Here is a 20,094-nt window from a genome sequence, read left to right as displayed (position 1 = left end):
CCTTATTTTAAACGCCGAAAACCCCTCCCGCCATTCCCGGCGCGAATGCCCGGGAATCGGGATGCCTGTTGGAGCCGCTCACAAGCCCAGCGAGGCGGTCCTGGCTTGGCGACCACAACAACGCCAGGAGGGCTTTTTGAGCGGCGCTCAGTCCAGCTTGATCTTGGCCACCTTGATCAGGCGGCCGTAGTCAGCGTGCTCCTTCATCACCATATAAGCAAAATCCGCCGAAGTCATGGGACTGGGCGTGGCGCTCATGCGCGCAAACTTTTCGGCCGTGTCGGGCGTGTTGAGCGCGGCGGCGAAGGCCTTTTGCAGCTGGTCCGTCGTGGCTTTGGGCAGGTTGGCCGGGCCGAAGATGCCGAACCAGGTGCTGATGTGGAAACCGGGCAGCACGTCATTGATGGTGGGAATCTCGGTGAAGCTGCTGGAGCGGTTGATGGTGGTCACACCGAAGGCCACCAGCTTGCCCGACTTGATGTTGGCGCTGGCCGAGGCCAGGTTGTCGAACATCAGGTCGGTCTGGCCGGACAGCAGGCCGGCCTGCGCCTGGGCCGAGCCGCTGGAAGGCAGGTGCACCACGCTGATCTTGGCCAGGCTTTTGAACAGCTCGCCGGCGAGGTGGCCGGCGCTGCCGTTACCGCCCGAGGCATAGTTCAGCCGGCCGGGGTTCTTGCGCGCGTAAGCGATCAGGTCCTTGGTGTCCTTGATGTTCAGGCGCTTGGCCGTCTCGGCATTCATGACCAGCACATTGGGCACACGAGCCACCAGCGTGATGGGCGTGAAGTCCTTGAGCGCGTCATAAGGCATGTTGGGATACAGCCAGGGGTTGATGGCATGGGTGGCGACCGCGCCCATGACCAGCGTGTGGCCGTCGGCCGGCGCCTTGGCGACCAGCGCGGCGCCCACATTGCCGCCCGAGCCGGGCCGGTTGTCGACCAGCACCTCGGCCTTGAGCATGGGGCGCAGCTTGTCGGCCAGGATGTGCGCGGCATTGTCGAGCGGGCCGCCGGCCGGGTAGGGAACGACGATGGTGACGGGCTTTTGCGGCACCAGCTGCGCCTGGGCCGCCAGGGTGACGGTGGCCACGGCGAATGCCGCGGCGATCTTGATGAATGAACGCACGTTCAGGGTTTCCTTTGTGATGATGCGTGTGTCCGGCCGCGGGCGACTGCGGGACGCAGCGCCGGAAAGTGAAAAGCCAGGCCGGACAAACGGGCCTGACTATAGCCGCTAAACGTGACGCGCCATGGGCGCTCCCCGCCTGGATGCCGGGGGAACAGACAAATGGCCGTGTTGGCCGTTCAGGCGGCTTCTTTGTAAAAAGCGCCGCGCTGCCGCGAACGCGCGGCCACGGGGGCCACGGCGTGCGCGATGGCGCCTATGTGGTCCGGCGTGGTGCCGCAGCAGCCGCCCACGATGTTGACCAGGCCTTCGTCGGCGAACTCGCGCAGCAGGCGCGAGGTGACGTCGGGCGTCTCGTCGAAGCCGGTGTCGCTCATGGGGTTGGGCAGGCCGGCATTCGGGTAGCAGCTGATGAAGGTGTCGCCGGCCACGCGGGCCAGCTCCTGGATGTAGGGGCGCATCAGGGTGGCGCCCAGCGCGCAATTGAGTCCTACGGCCAGCGGCGCGGCATGGCGCACGCTGTGCCAGAAGGCGGTCACGGTCTGCCCGCTCAGGATGCGGCCCGAGGCGTCGGTCACGGTGCCGCTGATGATCAGGGGCAGGCGCTCGCCGGAGTTGTCGAAGTACTCGTCGATGGCGAACAGCGCCGCCTTGGCGTTGAGCGTGTCGAAGATGGTCTCGACCAGCAGCACGTCGCTGCCGCCCTTGACCAGGGCTTCGGTCTGTTCGTAATAGGCCTTGCGCAGCTCCTCAAAGCTGGTGTTGCGCGCGCCGGGGTCGTTCACGTCGGGGCTGATGCTGGCCGTCTTGGGCGTGGGGCCCAGGGCGCCGACCACAAAACGCGGCTTGTCGGGGGTCGAAAACTTGTCGCAGGCGGCGCGCGCGATGCGGGCGGACTCGTAGTTCATCTCGACGGCCAGGTCGGCCATGTCGTAGTCGGCCTGCGCCACCGTGGTCGCGCCGAAGGTGTTGGTTTCGATCATGTCGGCGCCGGCGGCCAGGTAGCCTTCATGGATGTCCTGGATCACGTCGGGGCGCGTAAGGCTCAGCAATTCGTTGTTGCCCTTGACGTCCTTGTGGAAGTCCTTGAAACGCTCGCCGCGGTACTGGGCTTCGCTGAGCTTGAAGCGCTGGATCATGGTGCCCATGGCGCCGTCGAGGATGGCGATGCGTTGCTCCAGGATGGCCGGCAGCTGCTGCCCGCGGGTGTAGGTGATTGGCTTCATGCCCCAATTTTAAGGTGCGACGGTTTTTTCGGCAGCCTCCGCAGCGGCCACGCCGGTTTTTACGCCGGATCGCCCACAAAAACGCGCGCGCCCAGGGAGGAAGGCAAACCGCGGTATGTCGCGGGGACACCATCGGCCACAATAGGGGTATTGGTTCCATCATGAAAAACTTTCAACCCAAAGAAGCCTGGACCTGGCTGCAGTCGCATCCCGACGCGCTGTTTGTCGACGTGCGCATGGAAATCGAGTCGCTGTACGTGGGCCGCCCGCCGGGCGTGGTCAACGTGCCCTGGTACGAATACCCTGACCTGCAGCCCGACCCGGAAAAATTCGCCGAGGCCGTGGCGCGCGAGGCCAGCGGCAAGGCGCAGCCGGTGCTGCTGATCTGCCGCTCCGGCAAACGCACGCTGGACGCGGGCAAGGCGCTGGAGGCAGCCGGCTTCACCGACGTGCAGCATGTGGTGCACGGCTTCGAGGGTGAGCTCGATGAGCAGTTCCAGCGCTCCACGCTCTCGGGCTGGCGCTTTGACGGCCTGCCCTGGGAGCAGATGTAGCCCCCGCTTCCTAGCCTTCGCGCAAGCCGTTTTCATTTTCCATCCCGACCTTGTCCTCCCTCCCCGTCTCTTCCCCTTCCACCCCGCTGCACGTGCTGGCCGAGGTCTTCGGCTACGACAGCTTCCGGGGCCCGCAGCAAGCCATCGTGGACCACGTGGTGCGCGGCGGCGACGCGCTGGTGCTGATGCCCACGGGCGGCGGCAAGTCGCTGTGCTACCAGATCCCGGCCATCGTGCGGCAGCAGGCCGGCCACGGCGTGACGGTGGTGATCTCGCCGCTGATCGCGCTGATGCACGACCAGGTCGGGGCGCTGCACGAGGCCGGCGTGTCGGCGGCCTTCCTCAATTCCACGCAAAGCTTCGACGAAAGCAGCCAGCTTGAAAAGCAGCTGCTGCGTAACGAGCTGACGCTGCTTTACGCCGCGCCCGAGCGCATCAACACGCCGCGCATGAAGGGCCTGCTGGTCTCGCTGCACGAGCGCGGGCTGCTGAGCCTGTTCGCCATCGACGAGGCGCACTGCGTGAGCCAGTGGGGCCACGACTTCCGGCCCGAGTACCGCTCGCTGAGCCTGCTGCACGAGACCTTTCCCGACGTGCCGCGCATCGCGCTGACGGCCACGGCCGACGCGCTGACGCGCCAGGACATGATTGAGCGCCTCAAGCTGGAAGACGCGCGCCAGTTCGTCAGCAGCTTCGACCGGCCCAACATCCGCTACACCATCGTCGAAAAAACCGACCCGACGCGCCAGCTGCTGCGCTTCATCGAGACCGAGCACGAGGGCGAGGCCGGCATCGTGTATTGCCAGTCACGCAAGCGCGTGGAGGAAATCGCCGGCATGCTGCAGGACGCGGGCCTCAAAGCGCTGGCCTACCACGCCGGCCTCGATTCAGCTCTGCGCCAGCAGCGGCAGGACCGCTTCCTGCGCGAGGACGGCATCATCATGGTGGCGACCATCGCCTTCGGCATGGGCATAGACAAGCCCGACGTGCGTTTTGTCGCCCACCTGGACATGCCCAAGAACATCGAGGGCTATTACCAGGAGACCGGCCGCGCGGGCCGCGACGGCCAGAGCGCCGACGCCTGGATGGTCTACGGCCTGCAGGACGTGGTGAACCAGCGCCGCATGATTGACACCAGCGAGGCGGCCAGCGAGGAGTTCAAGCAGGTGATGCGCGGCAAGCTCGACGCCCTGCTGACGCTGGCGGAAGACACGCGCTGCCGCCGGGTCAGCCTGCTGGGTTACTTTGGCGAAGACAGCCAGCCCTGCGGGAATTGCGACAACTGCCTGAACCCGCCGGCCGTCTGGGATGCCACCGAGGCCGCGCGCAAGATGCTCAGCTGCATCTACCGCGTGCAGCAGGCCAGCGGCATCAGCTTCGGCGCCGGCCACATCATGGACATCCTGCGCGGCAAGATGACCGACAAGATGGCCCAGTACGGCCACGACCAGCTCAGCACCTTCGGCATAGGCGCGGACCTGGCCGAGGCGCAGTGGCGCGGCGTGCTGCGCCAGCTGATCGCGCGCAACATGGTGCGCGTGGATGCCGAGGCCTTCAGCACCCTGCAACTCCTGCCCGACGCGCGCCAGGTGCTCAAAGGCGAAGTCAGCGTGGTGCTGCGCGAACAGGCCGCCGGCGCCAAGGCCGGCGGCCGCGGCAAGCGCGTGACCAAGACCTCGGTCAAGGGCCTGGCGGAAGCCGCGCTCAATGCCGGCGCGCTGGAACGCCTGGCGCGCCTCAAAGCCTGGCGCGCCGAAGTCGCCCGCGAGCACAACCTGCCGGCCTTCGTGATCTTTCACGACGCCACGCTGCGCGCCATCGCCGAGCGGGCGCCGCAAAGCCTGGACGAGCTGGACGGCATCAGCGGCATAGGTGTCAAAAAGCGCGAAGCCTATGGCGCCGAAGTGCTGCGGGTGTGCGCGGCGCCCGACTGATAAAGCATCACGCCCCATCAGGGTTATCCCTTGGCGGTGGGGGTCCCGCCTGGGTTTGGCGCACAAGGTTGTTCCAGGGGGCACGGCGCGCCCGGTTTTGGGGCAGCCGGGCCCGAAGTTCCGCGTTGGTGTCCAGGCGCCATGCATGGCCTGCATACCAACCCATCATTAAGCTCATGACGCATTTTTCGCAAGGGTTTATCCCGAGCGAATAGGCCTTTGCGCCCCCTTGGCGCGCGCAATGCTTGGGTTAGCATTTCGGCGCTGGCACGCATCGTGCTGGACTACAAAAGTTTCACTGACTGGAGAATCTCGTGATCAAAATCGCCAAAAAACATGGACTTGCCACGCTGGCTGCCGCCGGCCTCACCCTTGCTGCGATGGCACCCGCCCACGCCGGCAAGACACTGGATGCCATCAAGGCGCGCGGCCAGGTCATTTGCGGCGTGAACGTCGGCCTGGCGGGCTTCTCCGCCGCCGACAGCAACGGCGCCTGGACCGGCCTTGACGTCGACGTCTGCAAGGCGGTCGCCGCCAGCGTGCTGGGCGATGCCACCAAGGTTAAATGGGTTCCCCTGAACGCCCAGCAGCGCTTCACCGCGCTGCAGTCCGGCGAAGTCGACGTGCTCTCGCGCAACACCACCTTCTCGCTGACCCGCGACGCTTCGCTGGGCCTGCACATGACCGCCGTGACTTACTACGACGGCCAGGGTTTCATGGTCCCCGTGAAGAGCAAGATCAAAAGCGCCAAGGCGCTGAAGAACGCCACCGTCTGCGTGCAGTCCGGCACCACGACCGAGAAAAACCTGACCGACTTCTCCAAGGCCAACAACCTGGGCATGAAGCCGGTGGTGTTTGAAAAGCAGGAGGCCGTCAACGCCGCCTACTTCTCGGGCCGCTGCCAGGCTTACACCACCGACGCCTCGGGCCTGGCCTCGGTGCGCAACAAGGAAGCCAAGGTTCCCGCCGACCACCTGATCCTGCCCGAGCTGATCTCCAAGGAGCCTCTGGGCCCCATGGTGCGCCGCGGCGACGACGAGTGGTTCGCCATCGTCAAGTGGGTGATCTACGGCCTGATCGAAGCCGAAGAGTACGGCGTGACCCAGGCCAACGTCGATGCCATGACCAAGGAAAGCAAGGACCCCGTGGTCATGCGCCTGACCGGCAGCGGCGAGGACACCGGCAAGCTGCTGGGCCTGGACAAGGAGTGGCTGGTGCGCGCCGTCAAGGCCGTCGGCAACTACGGCGAGATCTTCGAGCGCAACGTCGGCCCCAAGACGCCCCTGGCACTGCCGCGCGGCCAGAACAACCAGTGGAACAAGGGCGGCCAGATGTACGCCATGCCGGTGCGCTGATCATCTCTGATCGCCTGATTCCGATGCGTTGAACGCAAGCGGGCCGCTCACAACCCTCCGTTGTCGAGCGGCCCGTTTTTTTTGGGTACACCGTTTATGTCCGAGCACTCCCTGATCCCACCGCGCCCGGCACCCGCCCTGCGGCGCAAAGTTTTTTCCTGGCGCAGCAAGCAGGCGCGCGCCATCGTCTACCAGGTGCTGGCCGTCAGCCTGATCGTCTTCCTGATCTGGCTGCTGGTCAGCAACACCATGGCCAATATGAAGACCCGCGGCATCCAGAGCGGCTTCGACTTCCTGCTGCAGCCGGCCGGCTTCGATATCGGCGAAGGCTGGCTCAGCTACGACTCCATAGACCCCTACTGGAAAGCCTTCCTGGTCGGGCTGGTCAACACGCTGCGCGTGGCGGTGGTCGGCATCGTGCTGACCTCCATCCTGGGCACCCTGCTGGGCGTGGGGCGCTTTTCGCGCAACGCCCTGGTGCGGGCCCTGTGCTACGGCTATGTGGAAATGTTCCGCAATATCCCGGTCCTGCTGCAGTTGCTGATGTGGTATCTGCTGTTCACCGAATACCTGCCGGCCATCGACCAGGCCCTGCACATCGGTAAATGGGTTTACGTCAGCAAGAACGGCCTGTCCTATCCCTCTCCCGTCTGGGGGCTGGGCCAGACCCTGGCGCTCGCCGGGGCGCTGGTGGGCGTGGTGGCGAGTGTGCTGTATGCGCGCAGCGCGCGTCGTCACTTCGACCTGACCGGCAAGCCGCGGCCGGTGCTCTGGGTGTCGCTGGCGCTGGTCGTGGGTGGTGCGGTGCTTGGCTGGCTCGCGGGCGGCGCACCCAACGAATGGAACCTGCCATTGCTGACCGAATCGCAGGTCGAAGGCGGCGGCGCGCTGTCGCCGGAATACCTCGCGGTGCTGCTGGGCCTGGTGCTCTACACCTCCGCCTTCGTGGCCGAGGTGGTGCGCGCCGGCATCGCCTCGGTGTCGCTGGGCCAGCATGAGGCCAGCGCCTCGCTGGGCCTGTCGCGCGGCCACTCGATGCGGCTGGTGGTGCTGCCGCAGGCGCTGCGGGTCATCATCCCGCCGCTGACCAACCAGTACCTCAACCTCACCAAGAACTCCTCGCTGGCCGTGGCCGTGGGTTACCCCGACCTGGTTTCCATCGCGAACACCTCGCTGAACCAGACCGGCCGGGCCGTGGAGTGCATCGCCATCATCATGCTGATCTACCTGAGCACCTCGCTGGCGACGTCCGGCCTGATGAACTGGTTCAACAGCCGTGCCGCCATCAAGGAGCGCTGAGCGATGAGCAAAACCTTTGTCCCGATCGCCGCCCGCCCCGCCCCCATCAAGATGGAGGGTGTTATCCCCTGGCTGCGCAACAACCTGTTTTCCAGCGTCGGCAATTCGCTGGTGTCCCTCATCGTGCTGGCGCTGCTGCTGTGGGCCGCTTCAGGCATCGCGCAGTGGGGCATTTTCCATGCCGTCACCGCGGCGGAGCCCGACGCCTGCCAGGCCGCGCGCGGCGTGGGCGCCTGCTGGGGCGTGATCCGCGAAAAAGGCCGCATCATCCTGCTGGGCCGCTATCCGCAGCCCGAACACTGGCGCGCCGAACTCGCGACCCTGCTGCTGCTGGGCCTGGTGGTGGCGAGCTGCATACGCTGGTTCTGGAAGCCCTGGCTGGCGCTGCTCTGGGTGGCAGTGCTGGCCGCCTTCTTCACGCTGATGAGCGGGGGCGTCCTGGGTCTGGCCAAGGTGACGACCGACCAGTGGGGCGGCCTGCCGCTGACCGTGATGCTCACGGTGATCTCCATGACCATCGCCTTCCCCATCGCCGTGATGGTGGCGCTGGGGCGCCGCGCCAACATGCCGGCGATACGCACGCTGTGCGTCATCTATGTGGAGCTGATACGCGGCGTGCCGCTGATCTCGGTGTTGTTCATGGCCAGCTTCATGTTCCCGCTGTTCATGCCCATAGGCCAGTCGCCGGACGTGCTGGTGCGCGTCATCGTCGGCATCACGCTGTTCGCGGCGGCCTATATGGCCGAGATCGTGCGCGGCGGCCTGCAGTCGCTCTCCAAGGGCCAGACCGAGGCGGCGGCCAGCCTGGGCCTGGGCTACTGGCAGACGCAGGTCAAGATCGTGCTGCCGCAGGCCCTGGGCACGGTGGTGCCCAGCATCATGAACAACTTCATCTCGCTCTTCAAGGACACCTCGCTGGTGACCATCGTGTCGCTGTACGAGCTCACCGGCGCGCTGTCGCTGGCGGTCGGTTCGGACCCGAACTGGCGGCCCTTCAAGATCGAGGCCTATATTTTCATCGCCGCGATTTATTTCACCTGCTGCTTCGCCATGTCGCGCTACAGCCTGTGGATTGAACGCCGGCTCGCCGTGGGCAAAGCCCGTTGAACAGGAATAACAAAATGAGTGAACCCACCATCCACTTCGACAAGGTCAACAAATGGTACGGCAACAATTTCCACGTGTTGCGCGACATCGACCTTCAAGTCAAGCCGGGCGAGCGCCTGGTGATCTGCGGGCCTTCGGGCTCGGGCAAGTCCACCATGATCCGCTGCATCAACGCGCTGGAGGACTACCAGGAAGGCAAGCTCACCGTCGCGGGTTCGCTGCTGGGCGACGACATCAAGGCGATTGACGCGGTGCGCCGCCAGGTCGGCATGGTGTTCCAGCAGTTCAACCTGTTTCCGCACCTGACGGTGCTGGAAAACCTCACGCTCTCGCCAACCTGGGTGGCGGGCCTGTCGAAAAAGGACGCGATCGAGCGCGCCATGGCTCAGCTTGAGCGTGTGCGCATCGCCGAGCAGGCGCAGAAATACCCGCTGCAGCTGTCGGGCGGCCAGCAGCAGCGCGTGGCGATTGCCCGGGCGCTGTGCCTCACGCCCAAGATCATGCTGTTCGATGAGCCCACCTCGGCGCTGGATCCGGAAATGATCAAGGAAGTGCTGGACGTGATGATGGAGCTGGCCAACCAGGGCATGACCATGCTGTGCGTGACGCACGAAATGGGCTTTGCCAAGGCGGTGGCCGACCGCGTGATCTTCATGGACCAGGGCCAGATCGTCGAGGAGAACACGCCCACCGAGTTCTTCAACCATCCGCAGACTGACCGGGCCAAGGATTTTCTGTCCAAAATTCTGGGGCATTAAACTAGCGCCCATGTGCCAGTTATTGGGAATGAATTCGGCCAAGCCGGCCGACCTGCGGTTCTCGCTGACCGGTTTCGCCGCGCGCGGCGGCCTGACCGACCACCACGCGGACGGTTTCGGTATCGGGTTCTTTGAAGACAAGGCCTGCCGCCTTTTTGTCGATGCCCAGCCGGCGGCCACCTCGCCGGTGGCCGAGATGCTCAAGCACTACGCCATCAAGTCGCGTAACGTGGTCTCGCACATCCGCAAGGCCACGCAGGGCGACCCGATGAGGCTGGAAAACTGCCACCCCTTCACCCGCGAGCTCTGGGGCCGGCATTGGCTCTTCGCCCACAACGGCGACCTGATCGACTACCAGCCGGAGTCCGCCGGCAACTACCAGCCGGTGGGCACCACCGACAGCGAGCGGGCTTTCTGCGCGCTGATGGAGGAACTCAAGCGCATCAGCCCGCGCGAGCCCTGCTCGGCCGACATCGTGTTCGACACGCTGTGCGCCATGAGCGAGCGCACGGCCGAGTTCGGTGTCTTCAACTACCTGCTGTCCAACGGCCAGTCGCTTTTCGCGCACTGCTCGACGCGGCTGTGGTACCTGGTGCGCGAATGGCCTTTTTCCAACGCCAGCCTGGTGGATGCCGACCTCAGCATGGATTTTGCGCAGACCAACAACCCGGAAGACCGGCTCTGCGTGGTGGCGACGCAGCCGCTCACGCGCAACGAGAACTGGCAGCAGATGCAGCCGGGCCAGCTGCTGTGGATGGAAGACGGCCGCATCGTGCGGCAGGCGCAGCTGGAGGTCAGCGAAGCCATTCGGCAAAAACACCAGGCCAGCCTGGCCTGCGTTTAAGCGGTTCTACGGCCGCTTTATTGCAGGAAGCCCATGCTGCGCCCCTCGCGCACCTCGGGCTTGATGCGGTGCTCGGCTTCCAGCTGCGCGAGGAATTCCTCGGCCGAAAACTCGGCCGCGAGGATGTCGACCTGGCGCTTGACGGCCGCGAAATCGCCGGGGCATAGCTGGGTGAGCTTGCCCAGGCGCTCGCGCAGGTCGCCGACCAGCAGGGTTGTATCACCGGCCAGTGCTTCGACCACAAACATGGTTTCGCGTTGCTCGCGCGTTAACGGCATGAAGCGGATCTTGAAGGTAAAGCGGCGCAGCGCCGCCTGGTCCAGGCTGTTGAACAGGTTGGTGGTGCAGATGAAGATGCCGGCGTGGCGCTCCATGCCCTGCAGCATTTCGTTAACCTCGGTCACTTCGTAGGTGCGCTGGGCGCCGCGCCTGTCCTGCAGAAAGCTGTCGGCCTCGTCGAGCAGCAGCACGGCTTTTTCGGACTCGGCCTCGCGGAACATGGCGGCCATGTTCTGCTCGGTCTCGCCAACGTATTTGCTCATGAGGTCGCTGGCCTGCTTGATGATGAGGGGCAGGTCCAGCGCCCTGGCGATGTGTTCGGCCAGCGCGGTCTTGCCGGTGCCGGGTGGGCCGTAAAAACACAGGCTGCCGTGGCCGCGGCTCTTGAGGGCCTCGACGATGCGAGGCACCTCAAAGCGCGACTCGACATTGAGCATGGACAGGTCGTAGGTGGTGACGCTGCGCCGCCCTCCCGCCTCCGATTTGTTGCCCAGGGCCACGTCGGCGTTCCTGAGCTGCCGCTCTATCAGCGACTCCATCAGCAGCGGCCGGCCGCCGGCCAGGGCGGCCTTCATGGCTTCGCCGTCGACCTGCGCGTCAACCTTGTCCTCCGGCGCGCTGGCCAGCCGGGCAAACCGAACGGCCGTACGTATCTGCGCGGGAGTCAGGCCCTTGCGCGCGGTGAGCTTGGCAACAAAAGCGTCGCTAACCTGCACGCCCTCCAGCGTCTTGCGCACCACGCCCTCGCGCGCGCCGGGCGGCGGCGAGCGCAGCTCCAGGTGGTAGGCAAAGCGGCGGCGGAAGGCCGGGTCTATCTGCTCGATGCGGTTGGTGACCCACAGCGTGGGCACGGTGTTGGATTCCAGGATCTGGTTGACCCAGGCCTTGCCGCTGACCGAGCCGCTGGCCGGCACCGGCAGCTGTTCGGAACGCGCCATGAGCTGCGCGGCTTCGCTGGAAATGGGCGGGAACACGTCTTCGACTTCGTCGAAGAGCAAGGCCGAATGCGTGCTGCCCTTGAGGAAGACCTGCGCGATCTGCAGCGAGCGGTAGCGGTCGCGCCCGCTCAGCGAGTTGCCGTCGCGGTCGGCGTATTCGACTTCGAACAGGTCCAGCCCGGCGGCCCGCGTGACGACCTTGGCGAGCTCGGTCTTGCCGGTGCCGGGCGGGCCATAAAGCAGCACGTTGACGCCCTGCTCCTTGGTCGCCACGGCATTGCGCAACAGGGACACCAGCACCTGCGCGTCCTCCTGCACAAATGCGAAATCGGCCAGGCCCAGGCTGCTGTGCGCGGCGGGCCGGGTGAAGACGGCCATCAATTCGTTCTGGTCGCGGTATTCGCGCATCAGCACGGGCGGCAGTTTTTCGCTGACCTTCATGAGGTCGGCCAGGTCGGTAATGTTGTGTTCGGAGATCAGGTTCTCGACCATGCCTATGCGCTCCAGGCGCGAGCCCGCGCGCAAGGCTTCGGCGACTTCGGGCGCCTTGACGCCGGCCACGTCGGCGATGGCGGCATAGGCTTCGGGCGCGTTGTTGACCTTGAACTCGACCAGCAGGGAGCGCAGGTCGCGTTGGTAGCGCGCGAGCGTGCCATAGAGCAGCAGCGCGCGTTCGGCGCGGTTGAGTTGCAACAGGTTGGCCAGCGCGTCGATGTTTTTTTCGACCAGGGTGGATTGTTTCTTGAGCGCGTGCGTGAGCCAGTCGCCGGTGGCGGCCAGCACCGAGAGCAAATCCCTGGGCTGGTCCTTGGCGTGTTCGTCGAGGTAGAAGAACAGCGTGCCCTCTTCATAGGGGCCGCGCCAGGCGCCGTGGCGCGCCATGAACTCGGCGTCGCTCAGGCTTTCGTGGCCGCGCCAGAATTCGTTGTCCTTGCAGCGGCGCACCAGGAACTCGCGCAGGCGCTGCAGCGCGGGCAGCGGCCAGACCAGGTGCCGGCCGGAGAGCGAGAGCAGGCTGTTCAGGTCGCGCCTGACGTTGAACTTGGCGCCCTGGCGGGCCGCCAGCGTCAGCACGAAATGCGAACACATCAGGTCCAGCACCGGCGCTTCCTTCAGCCCGGGGGACAGCAGCCACTGCTGCTGCTCGCTAACGGAACGCTTGCTCATGGACAAACCTCCCTATTGCACTGATTGCACCTAATGCAACGACACCGCTGGTTGACATGCCTCTGGACCTTGCCTGTTTGACTGGATGCACTACCCTGGCTATGAGCGCCTTGGCGCCATGGGGTTCAACGAGACTCCACCATAACGCAGCTTGAAGCATCATGGAAGACACTACTTGAACGCCCCCGTGTGGAATGCGCCACAGAAACGCCAACGAACGCACGGAAAATGTAGCGGCACAATCTCACCATCGCCACAGAGGACATCATGCTCAGCCTTACCGACATCGAACAGGCCGCCCAGCGCCTGCAGGGCCATCTGCTGGACACGCCCTGCGTGGAATCCCGGACGCTGTCGCAGCTGACGGGCGCGCAGATTTTCCTGAAGTTCGAAAACCTCCAGTACACCGCATCCTTCAAGGAGCGTGGCGCTTGTAACAAGCTCGCGCAACTGTCAGCCGACGAACGGCGCCGCGGCGTGATCGCCATGAGCGCGGGTAACCATGCCCAGGGTGTGGCCTACCATGCGCAGCGCCTGGGCCTGCGGGCGGTGATCGTGATGCCGCGCTTCACGCCGGGCGTAAAGATAGAACGCACCCGCGGTTTTGGCGCCGAGGTGGTACTGCACGGCGACTCGCTGGATGAATCGCGCGCCCACGCCCTGCAGCTGGCCGAGCGTGAAGGCCTGGTCTTTGTGCACCCCTATGACGACGAAGCCATCGTCGCGGGCCAGGGCACCGTCGGGCTGGAGATGTTGCATGCCGTGCCCGAGCTGGACACCCTGGTCATTGCCGTGGGCGGCGGCGGCCTGATCGCGGGCATGGCCACGGCGGCCAAGGCCCTCAAGCCGGGCATCGAGATCATCGGCGTGCAGACCTCCCGCTTTCCGGGCATGGTCAACGCCATCAAGGGCACCAAACACCCGCAGGGCACCAGCACCATCGCCGAGGGCATCGCCGTCGGCACGCCGGGCGTCATCCCGCAAGCCATCATCGCCAAGCTGGTGGACGACCTGGTATTGGTCGACGAAGGCGACATCGAGCAGGCCATGGTCATGCTGCTCGAAATCGAAAAAACCCTGGTGGAAGGCGCGGGTGCGGCCGGGCTGGCGGCGCTGCTCAAGTACCCGGCGCGCTTTGCCGGCAAAAAAGTCGGCCTGGTGCTGTGCGGCGGCAACATCGACCCGCTGCTGCTGGCCGCCATCATCGAGCGCGGCATGGTGCGCGCCGGGCGCCTGGCGCGCATCAAGGTCAGCGTGCGCGACATCCCCGGCTCCCTGGCGAAGATCACCGCCACCGTGGCCGACGCCGGGGCCAACATCGACGAGGTGCACCACCAGCGCGCCTTCACCATGCTGTCAGCCCAGAACGTGGAGATCGAGCTGGTGATACAGACGCGCGGGCGCGATCACATCCAGCAGGTGCTGGCGGCGCTCAACGCGGCCGGTTACGAGGCTTCGGAGCAGCACTGAACGCGGCGCGGGCCGCGCTCAATTCCAGCCTATCACCTCGAAACCGCGTTCGCCGAGGCAGCGCTGCACAAAGCTGCGGTAGGTGCTGTTGGGTTTGTCGTTGTGAAACGCGCCCGACACCGCGCCGGCCGAGCCGCCCACGGCAGCCCCCGCGGCACCGGCGCGCAGCACGCCCTCGCCGCCGCGCCCGGTGATCAGGGCGCCCACGGCCGAGGCCACACCGCCGACGGCCGCGCCCTCACCGGCCCGACGGCCTACTTCATTGCCGCTTTGCGACGGGCTGAGCCCGGCGGCCGAGGCTCGCGACATGCAGGCATTGACCTCGGCCTGGCCCTGGGCATCGCCCACGCGGTTGAGCGTGGCATTGGGATACAGCACCGGCCTGGCCGAGGCGCTGCCGGGTCCGCCGGTGGCGCAGGCCGAAAGCAGGGCCAGCGCGGACAGGGCGGCCGGCAAGAGTCGAAATGAAGTTGGGTATTTCATGCGTTCCTTCCGCAAACAAGCATGGGTAAAGGGTAACGCAACTGGCGATGGCGACCTGTTTGCCGCCGGGGCGCCGCATGCGGCTAAAATCTGCCCAGACTTTCAAGCAATTCAGGAACCCCCATGTCCAGTTCAGCCAACCACACCACCAATGCCGCCCACGACAGCCCCACGTCCGCCCAGGAGCAGGAAGCCGTTGACGCCATCGTCCCCGTGATCCCCATTGTCCTGCCGGTGGTCGGTGGCGTGCTGATGTTCCTGCTGGCCTTCATTGCCATCTACATGGCCTGATATTCCCCCGCTTTCCCCTAGAAAGTCCGCAGCCTGCGGACTTTTTTGTTTCCGGCCTCTGGGCCCGTCCCCGACCCGTTTCATCGCAAAAACCGCCGTGAAACCGCGGTCAACCGCCCCCTGGCGGCATTTCCCACCCCCATGTCATGACTGCCGGAACCCCCGCGCAGCATATGCATAACCTCATGCAAGTTATGCATAACTTTTGACGGTAACTGCCAGGTAACCAGCGTCTATCTTCTTAAAATGAATTCTCTGGCCGACCCGTGGAAGGCGCAAAAGCAGCCGGCAAACCGCTTTTTCCGACCTTGCGCCGCAGCATATTCAGCCTGCGGCTCCGCCCGCCGACCGGGACTTGGTTGTTGTGTGAGCGCTGTCCTGTTTCAGGTCCATCAAGGCCGTTGCGGGGAAAGTCCAAGCCTTATTTCGACAAACGTCTCGAGTTCCAACCACCCCCGGTTGCCGCGCGACGCTTCTCGAAATAACGCTTTTTAACTTTGGAGTTTTTTCGATGAACCAACCCGTGATGCAAGGCCTGCAACTCAATACACCCAGCTACGTCAAGAACGCGAAACTGATCGCCTGGGTCGCCGACATGGTGGCCCTGTGCAAACCTGACAACGTGTACTGGTGCGACGGCAGCGATGCCGAATACCAGCGCCTGTGCCAGCAGCTGGTCGACGCCGGCACTTTCAAGAAGCTCAACGAAGCCAAGCGCCCCAACAGCTTCCTGGCCCAGAGCGATCCCAGCGACGTGGCCCGCGTGGAAGACCGCACCTATATCTGCTCCGCCAAAAAGGAAGATGCCGGCCCGACCAACAACTGGATGGCGCCCGCCGAGATGCGCGCCACGCTGCAACCCCTGTTTGACGGCTGCATGAAGGGCCGCACCATGTACGTGGTGCCTTTCAGCATGGGCCCGCTGGGTTCGCCGATCGCGCACATCGGCATCGAGCTGTCCGACAGCCCTTACGTGGCCGTCAACATGAAGATCATGACGCGCATGGGCCAGGCGGTGTTCGGCGTGCTGGGCGTGGACGGCGACTTTGTGCCCTGCGTGCACACCGTGGGCGCGCCGCTGACCGAGGGCCAGAAGGACGTGAAATGGCCCTGCAACAAGACCAAGTACATCGTGCATTACCCCGAGACCCGCGAGATCTGGTCTTACGGCTCCGGCTACGGCGGCAACGCCCTGCTGGGCAAGAAGTGCTTTGCGCTGCGCATCGCCTCCAACATGGGCCGCGACGAGGGCTGGCTGGCCGAACACATGTTGATCCTCGGCGTGACCAATCCCCAGGGCAAGAAATACCACGTGGCGGCAGCCTTCCCGAGCGCCTGCGGCAAGACCAATTTCTCGATGCTGGTGCCGCCCGCCGGTTTTGACGGCTGGAAAGTCACCACCATAGGCGACGACATCGCCTGGATCAAGCCCAGCGCCGACGGAAAGCTTTACGCCATCAACCCTGAAGCCGGTTACTTCGGCGTGGCCCCCGGTACCAACTTCCACACCAACCCGAACTGCATGGCGAGCCTGGACAAGAACGTCATCTTCACGAACGTAGCCCTCACCGATGACGGCGACGTGTGGTGGGAAGGCATGGAAAAAGACACCGGTGGCCAGCCCGCGCACCTGATCGACTGGCAAGGCAAGGACTGGACGCCGCAGATCGCCAAGGAAACCGGCGCCAAGGCCGCCCACCCCAACGCCCGCTTCACCGTGGCCGCCACCAACAACCCGGCCCTGGACAGCGCCTGGGACGACCCGAAGGGCGTGGCGATCGACGCCTTCATCTTCGGCGGCCGCCGATCCACCACCGTGCCCCTGGTCACCGAGGCACGCAACTGGGTCGAAGGCGTTTACATGGCCGCGACCATGGGCTCGGAAACCACGGCAGCCGCCACCGGCCAGGCCGGCGTGGTGCGCCGCGACCCCTTCGCCATGCTGCCCTTCATGGGCTACAACATGAGCGACTACTTCCAGCACTGGCTCAACGTCGGCAAGAAGCTGGAAGCCACGGGCGCCAAAATCCCCAAGATCTACACCACCAACTGGTTCCGCAAGGGCGAAGACGGCAAGTTCGTCTGGCCCGGCTACGGCGAGAACATGCGCGTGCTCAAGTGGATGATCGACCGCATCGAAGGCACGGGCAAGGGTTCCGAGCACATTACCGGCATCAGCCCCGCCTACGAAGACCTGAACTGGACCGGCCTGAACTTCAGCGCCGAGCAGTTCAAAACCGTGACCAGCATCGACAAGGCCGCCTGGCTCAAGGAGCTGGAATTGCACACCGAACTGTTCAAGCAACTCGAACATCACCTGCCGAAAGAGCTGGGGGAGACCAAAGCCGCGATCGAGCGCCGCCTGGCTGCCTGACCGGTAGAACCAGGCGGGTACGGCGCATGACCTGCGCCGCGCCTCACGCCCCGGGCCATCCGGTACAGGGCAAAAAAAAGCCACCTGACAAGGTGGCTTTTTTGTGGGCCGCCGCAGCGGACGGCCCGGCATCCGGCGGGATGCTTAGATGTAGCTGCGGTGGTAGGCGCGCAGCACCGAGGCGCCGCTGGCGGGTTCGGCGCGCTCTGCCTTGATGACAGGAGCCGCGGATGCATCCACCTCGGCATCGGCAGCGCGTTGCAGGGCCATTTGCAGGTCGGCCATCACGCGGGGATCGTTCTTGGCGGCTTGCCAGAGGCGCTGGTCGGCGCGGGCTTCGGCCAGGCTGCGCGACCAGTCGTCCAAGCCGGCTTTGACACGGGCCGCAAGGTTGCGCGCGGTACCGGCGAACAAAGCCAGGACGGCAAAGGCGACAGCCCACAGGGCGATCCACATCACCAGCAGATGGCCTTCGGTGACGCTGTCCATCACCTGGTAGGCCACCACCATGATGGCGGCCGCGACGGCGGACAACAGCAGCGTGGCGAGGCCGCGGGTGCCGGTAAAGGCCTGGCCCAGCTGGCGTACGGCACCAAAGGCCGACTCAGCGCGGACAACGCCGGGATGCTGTGTGGAATGTTTGATATTGACGAAGCTGGTCATGAGGAACTCCCGTTATGGCTAATCCCCGCCGGGACAAGATATCTCGGCGGGTACAGGGATATTAGGGTTATCACTGATGCTATTCAACTTTATCTTTATGATGAGATTCATTCATATTAGTGATAACCTGAGCGCCTGCCCTCCAAACCATGGCTTCCGACACCCTCAATCCCCTCAATTTCCGGACGCTGGATCTGAACCTGCTCCGTGTGTTCGACGAAGTGATGGCCGAACGCAGCCTGACGCGGGCCGCGCGCAACCTGTCGCTGACCCAGCCCGCCGTCAGCAATGCGCTGCGCCGGCTGCGCGAGACCCTGGGCGACGAACTGGTGCAGCGTAGCGGTCAGGGCATGGCGCCCACACCACGCGCCCTGGCCATCTGGCCGGCCGTGCGCGAGGCACTGCAGCAGCTGCAGGCGTCGCTGGTTCCCAACGAATTTGTGCCAGGCGAAGCCAACACCACCTTTGTGCTGGCCATGGCCGACGCCACCGCGGCCGAGCTGATGCCCGGCCTGGTCGAAACGCTGGAGCGCGAAGCGCCGGGCGTATCAATCCGGGTGGTGCCGCTCACCACCCGCGACCCGCGGCGCCTGCTGGACGAAGAAACCTGCGACCTGGCCATAGGCTACTTCCCCTCGTTGCTGGCCGACCTGACGGCCAGTGAGCAAAGCGGGGAGCCGCTGCCGTTTTCACACCAGCGGCTCTACGACGGCGAATATGTCTGCGTGATGCGCAAGGACCACGCGCTGGCCACCGGCCCCTTTACGCTCAACCGCTTTTGCGCCGCACGACACATGCTGGTGAGCTTTTCGGGCCGGCCCTACGGGTTTATCGACGAAGCCCTGGCTTCTCTGGGACGCAAGCGGCAGGTCGTGCTCACCGTCAACCAGTTCTTCACCGCCGGCCGTGTGGTGGCCAACTCCAACCTGCTGACGGTGTTGCCGCGCCACTTTGTACGCGTGACCGGCATTGCCGAGCAGCTGGTGCTGCGCCCCTTGCCTTTTGACGTCTCGCCGGTGCACGTGGACGCGGTGTGGCACCGCCGTTCCCGCCAGCGCAGCGCCCACATGTGGCTGCGGCAGGCCGTGGTGCGCGCCGCCGACCAGGCGTTTTCGGCCTGATTCTCAAAGCGGGGATACCCCTTTTCCCTTCTTTGCGCCTGCGCCGGCGCGTGGCAGTTTTGCGGGGCATGCTTTTTGCATACAGTTCTGCACACAAACTGTATGCAGGAGCGCTGAATGTCCCAGCTTGAAATTCCCCGTTTTCGCCGCCGCGGCGCGCTCAAGGTTCTCGCCGGCGGCGTGGCCGCCATGGCCCTGCCCGCTTTCGCGGCCTGGCCCGACAAGCCCATCAAGATCGTCGTGACCTTTCCGGCCGGCGGCGCCAGCGACATCGTGGCGCGCCTCATGGCCGAGCACCTCGGCAAAAAGCTGGGCCAGGCGGTGGTGGTGGACAACCGTCCCGGCGCGGGCGGCAGCGTGGGCGGGCTGGTGGTGGCGCAGGCACCGGCGGATGGCTACACCTTGATGCTCAGCAACTCCACGCCGGTGTCCATAGGCCCTTTCGCGCTGGAAAAGCAGCCTTACGATCCGGTGGAAGGCTTTACCCATATCGCGCTGATCGGCAACGCACCCTGCGTGGTCATGGCCAACCCGCATGCGCCCATCAAGACCATCACGGATGTGGAGTCACAGGCGCGCAAGGCGGGCCGGCTGGACTTCGGTTCGGGCGGGCCGGCGTCCATAGGCCACATCTACGGCGAGCTGATGAAAAAAGCCATGGGCGTGAACCTGCAGCACATTCCCTACCGCGGCGGCGCGCCCATGGCGACCGACCTGATCGCCGGCGTGATTCCGGTGGGGATTGATGTGCTGACGGCGTTTGTGCCTTACTTCAAGAGCGGGCAGCTGGTGCCGCTGGCGGTGACTTCGGCAGCGCGCTCACCGCTGGTGCCGGATGTGCCCAGCGTGCTTGAGTTCGGCTACCGCAAGCTGGTGCTGGACAACTTCTTCGGCCTGAGCGGGCCGGCGCACATGCCGGCCGACATGGTGGCGCGGCTGAACACCGCGTGCAACGAGATCCTCGCCACGCCGGAAGTCAAAAAGAAAATGCTGGAATTGGGCATCACCACCCAGGCCATGAGCCCGGCCGCGTTCGGTGGCTTCGTCAAGGACCAGGTTGCGGTGCTGGCGCCCGCCGTGAAGGGCGCGGGGGTGAAACTCTGAAA

17 protein-coding genes are annotated in these 20,094 nt (G+C 65.1%); 12 read left to right on the top strand and 5 right to left on the bottom strand.

What is annotated here, in order from left to right:
- Positions 1–147: 147 nt before the first annotated feature.
- Positions 148–1,125, bottom strand: a complete 978-nt coding sequence (locus tag PMI15_RS20360; RefSeq protein ID WP_007873825.1) for a tripartite tricarboxylate transporter substrate binding protein — start codon at positions 1,123–1,125, stop codon at positions 148–150.
- Positions 1,126–1,304: 179 nt separating this feature from the next.
- Entirely contained in the window at positions 1,305–2,351 is a 1,047-nt protein-coding gene (locus PMI15_RS20355) for a homocysteine S-methyltransferase family protein (RefSeq protein WP_007873824.1), read from the bottom strand.
- A gap of 161 nt (positions 2,352–2,512) precedes the next feature.
- On the opposite strand from PMI15_RS20355, the gene PMI15_RS20350 reads away from it, so the two are divergent.
- From PMI15_RS20350 to PMI15_RS20320, 7 genes are all read left to right on the top strand, one after another.
- Complete coding sequence (locus PMI15_RS20350) at positions 2,513–2,905, top strand: rhodanese-like domain-containing protein (RefSeq protein ID WP_007873822.1); 393 nt, start codon at positions 2,513–2,515, stop codon at positions 2,903–2,905.
- Between the two features lie 50 nt (positions 2,906–2,955).
- A complete protein-coding gene (gene recQ, locus PMI15_RS20345; protein ID WP_007873820.1) occupies positions 2,956–4,839 on the top strand; it encodes a DNA helicase RecQ in 1,884 nt (627 codons plus the stop codon).
- A 380-nt stretch (positions 4,840–5,219) separates the two neighbouring features.
- Positions 5,220–6,194, top strand: coding sequence for an amino acid ABC transporter substrate-binding protein (locus PMI15_RS20340; protein WP_081499650.1), 975 nt, complete (start codon positions 5,220–5,222; stop codon positions 6,192–6,194).
- A gap of 96 nt (positions 6,195–6,290) precedes the next feature.
- The gene (locus tag PMI15_RS20335; protein WP_007873817.1) at positions 6,291–7,493 is read left to right on the top strand and encodes an amino acid ABC transporter permease; all 1,203 of its coding nucleotides are present in this window, start codon (positions 6,291–6,293) and stop codon (positions 7,491–7,493) included.
- Positions 7,494–7,496: 3 nt separating this feature from the next.
- The gene (locus PMI15_RS20330) at positions 7,497–8,600 is read left to right on the top strand and encodes an amino acid ABC transporter permease (RefSeq protein ID WP_007873816.1); all 1,104 of its coding nucleotides are present in this window, start codon (positions 7,497–7,499) and stop codon (positions 8,598–8,600) included.
- A 14-nt stretch (positions 8,601–8,614) separates the two neighbouring features.
- Entirely contained in the window at positions 8,615–9,358 is a 744-nt protein-coding gene (locus tag PMI15_RS20325; RefSeq protein ID WP_007873815.1) for an amino acid ABC transporter ATP-binding protein, read from the top strand.
- Positions 9,359–9,368: 10 nt separating this feature from the next.
- Complete coding sequence (locus tag PMI15_RS20320; RefSeq protein ID WP_007873813.1) at positions 9,369–10,202, top strand: class II glutamine amidotransferase; 834 nt, start codon at positions 9,369–9,371, stop codon at positions 10,200–10,202.
- Positions 10,203–10,219: 17 nt separating this feature from the next.
- On the opposite strand, the gene PMI15_RS20315 is transcribed toward PMI15_RS20320, so the two are convergent.
- Complete coding sequence (locus PMI15_RS20315; protein WP_007873812.1) at positions 10,220–12,586, bottom strand: ATP-binding protein; 2,367 nt, start codon at positions 12,584–12,586, stop codon at positions 10,220–10,222.
- 267 nt (positions 12,587–12,853) lie between these two features.
- Here PMI15_RS20315 and PMI15_RS20310 point away from each other — a divergent pair, with 267 nt between their 5' ends.
- Positions 12,854–14,056, top strand: a complete 1,203-nt coding sequence (locus PMI15_RS20310; RefSeq protein WP_007873811.1) for a threonine ammonia-lyase — start codon at positions 12,854–12,856, stop codon at positions 14,054–14,056.
- Between the two features lie 18 nt (positions 14,057–14,074).
- Here PMI15_RS20310 and PMI15_RS20305 read toward each other — a convergent pair whose 3' ends face one another.
- The gene (locus PMI15_RS20305; protein ID WP_007873809.1) at positions 14,075–14,539 is read right to left on the bottom strand and encodes a glycine zipper family protein; all 465 of its coding nucleotides are present in this window, start codon (positions 14,537–14,539) and stop codon (positions 14,075–14,077) included.
- Between the two features lie 123 nt (positions 14,540–14,662).
- Here PMI15_RS20305 and PMI15_RS25105 point away from each other — a divergent pair, with 123 nt between their 5' ends.
- A complete protein-coding gene (locus PMI15_RS25105; protein WP_007873808.1) occupies positions 14,663–14,830 on the top strand; it encodes a hypothetical protein in 168 nt (55 codons plus the stop codon).
- Between the two features lie 511 nt (positions 14,831–15,341).
- Entirely contained in the window at positions 15,342–17,204 is a 1,863-nt protein-coding gene (locus tag PMI15_RS20300) for a phosphoenolpyruvate carboxykinase (GTP) (protein WP_007873805.1), read from the top strand.
- A gap of 144 nt (positions 17,205–17,348) precedes the next feature.
- Here PMI15_RS20300 and PMI15_RS20295 read toward each other — a convergent pair whose 3' ends face one another.
- Positions 17,349–17,867, bottom strand: coding sequence for a hypothetical protein (locus PMI15_RS20295; protein ID WP_007873803.1), 519 nt, complete (start codon positions 17,865–17,867; stop codon positions 17,349–17,351).
- 149 nt (positions 17,868–18,016) lie between these two features.
- On the opposite strand from PMI15_RS20295, the gene PMI15_RS20290 reads away from it, so the two are divergent.
- Both PMI15_RS20290 and PMI15_RS20285 read left to right on the top strand, forming a co-directional pair.
- Entirely contained in the window at positions 18,017–18,988 is a 972-nt protein-coding gene (locus tag PMI15_RS20290) for a LysR family transcriptional regulator (protein ID WP_007873796.1), read from the top strand.
- 117 nt (positions 18,989–19,105) lie between these two features.
- On the top strand, positions 19,106–20,092 hold the full coding sequence (locus PMI15_RS20285; protein ID WP_007873794.1) for a tripartite tricarboxylate transporter substrate binding protein: 987 nt from the start codon (positions 19,106–19,108) through the stop codon (positions 20,090–20,092).
- Positions 20,093–20,094 lie beyond the last annotated feature (2 nt).

This window comes from Polaromonas sp. CF318 (assembly GCF_000282655.1).
Taxonomy (GTDB): domain Bacteria; phylum Pseudomonadota; class Gammaproteobacteria; order Burkholderiales; family Burkholderiaceae_C; genus Polaromonas.
This window is presented reverse-complemented; position numbering and strand designations above follow the sequence as displayed.

What these genes read in the sequence shown, in the direction of transcription:
- PMI15_RS20305 (WP_007873809.1), bottom strand. Translation starts at nt 14,539, where the DNA reads ATGAAATACCCAACTTCATTTCGACTCTTGCCGGCCGCCCTGTCCGCG.
- PMI15_RS20310 (WP_007873811.1), top strand. Translation starts at nt 12,854, where the DNA reads ATGCTCAGCCTTACCGACATCGAACAGGCCGCCCAGCGCCTGCAGGGC.
- PMI15_RS20340 (WP_081499650.1), top strand. Translation starts at nt 5,220, where the DNA reads ATGGCACCCGCCCACGCCGGCAAGACACTGGATGCCATCAAGGCGCGC.
- PMI15_RS20285 (WP_007873794.1), top strand. Translation starts at nt 19,106, where the DNA reads ATGTCCCAGCTTGAAATTCCCCGTTTTCGCCGCCGCGGCGCGCTCAAG.
- PMI15_RS20315 (WP_007873812.1), bottom strand. Translation starts at nt 12,586, where the DNA reads ATGAGCAAGCGTTCCGTTAGCGAGCAGCAGCAGTGGCTGCTGTCCCCC.
- PMI15_RS20335 (WP_007873817.1), top strand. Translation starts at nt 6,291, where the DNA reads ATGTCCGAGCACTCCCTGATCCCACCGCGCCCGGCACCCGCCCTGCGG.
- PMI15_RS20330 (WP_007873816.1), top strand. Translation starts at nt 7,497, where the DNA reads ATGAGCAAAACCTTTGTCCCGATCGCCGCCCGCCCCGCCCCCATCAAG.
- PMI15_RS20355 (WP_007873824.1), bottom strand. Translation starts at nt 2,351, where the DNA reads ATGAAGCCAATCACCTACACCCGCGGGCAGCAGCTGCCGGCCATCCTG.
- PMI15_RS25105 (WP_007873808.1), top strand. Translation starts at nt 14,663, where the DNA reads ATGTCCAGTTCAGCCAACCACACCACCAATGCCGCCCACGACAGCCCC.
- PMI15_RS20295 (WP_007873803.1), bottom strand. Translation starts at nt 17,867, where the DNA reads ATGACCAGCTTCGTCAATATCAAACATTCCACACAGCATCCCGGCGTT.
- PMI15_RS20290 (WP_007873796.1), top strand. Translation starts at nt 18,017, where the DNA reads ATGGCTTCCGACACCCTCAATCCCCTCAATTTCCGGACGCTGGATCTG.
- PMI15_RS20325 (WP_007873815.1), top strand. Translation starts at nt 8,615, where the DNA reads ATGAGTGAACCCACCATCCACTTCGACAAGGTCAACAAATGGTACGGC.
- PMI15_RS20350 (WP_007873822.1), top strand. Translation starts at nt 2,513, where the DNA reads ATGAAAAACTTTCAACCCAAAGAAGCCTGGACCTGGCTGCAGTCGCAT.
- PMI15_RS20320 (WP_007873813.1), top strand. Translation starts at nt 9,369, where the DNA reads ATGTGCCAGTTATTGGGAATGAATTCGGCCAAGCCGGCCGACCTGCGG.
- PMI15_RS20300 (WP_007873805.1), top strand. Translation starts at nt 15,342, where the DNA reads ATGAACCAACCCGTGATGCAAGGCCTGCAACTCAATACACCCAGCTAC.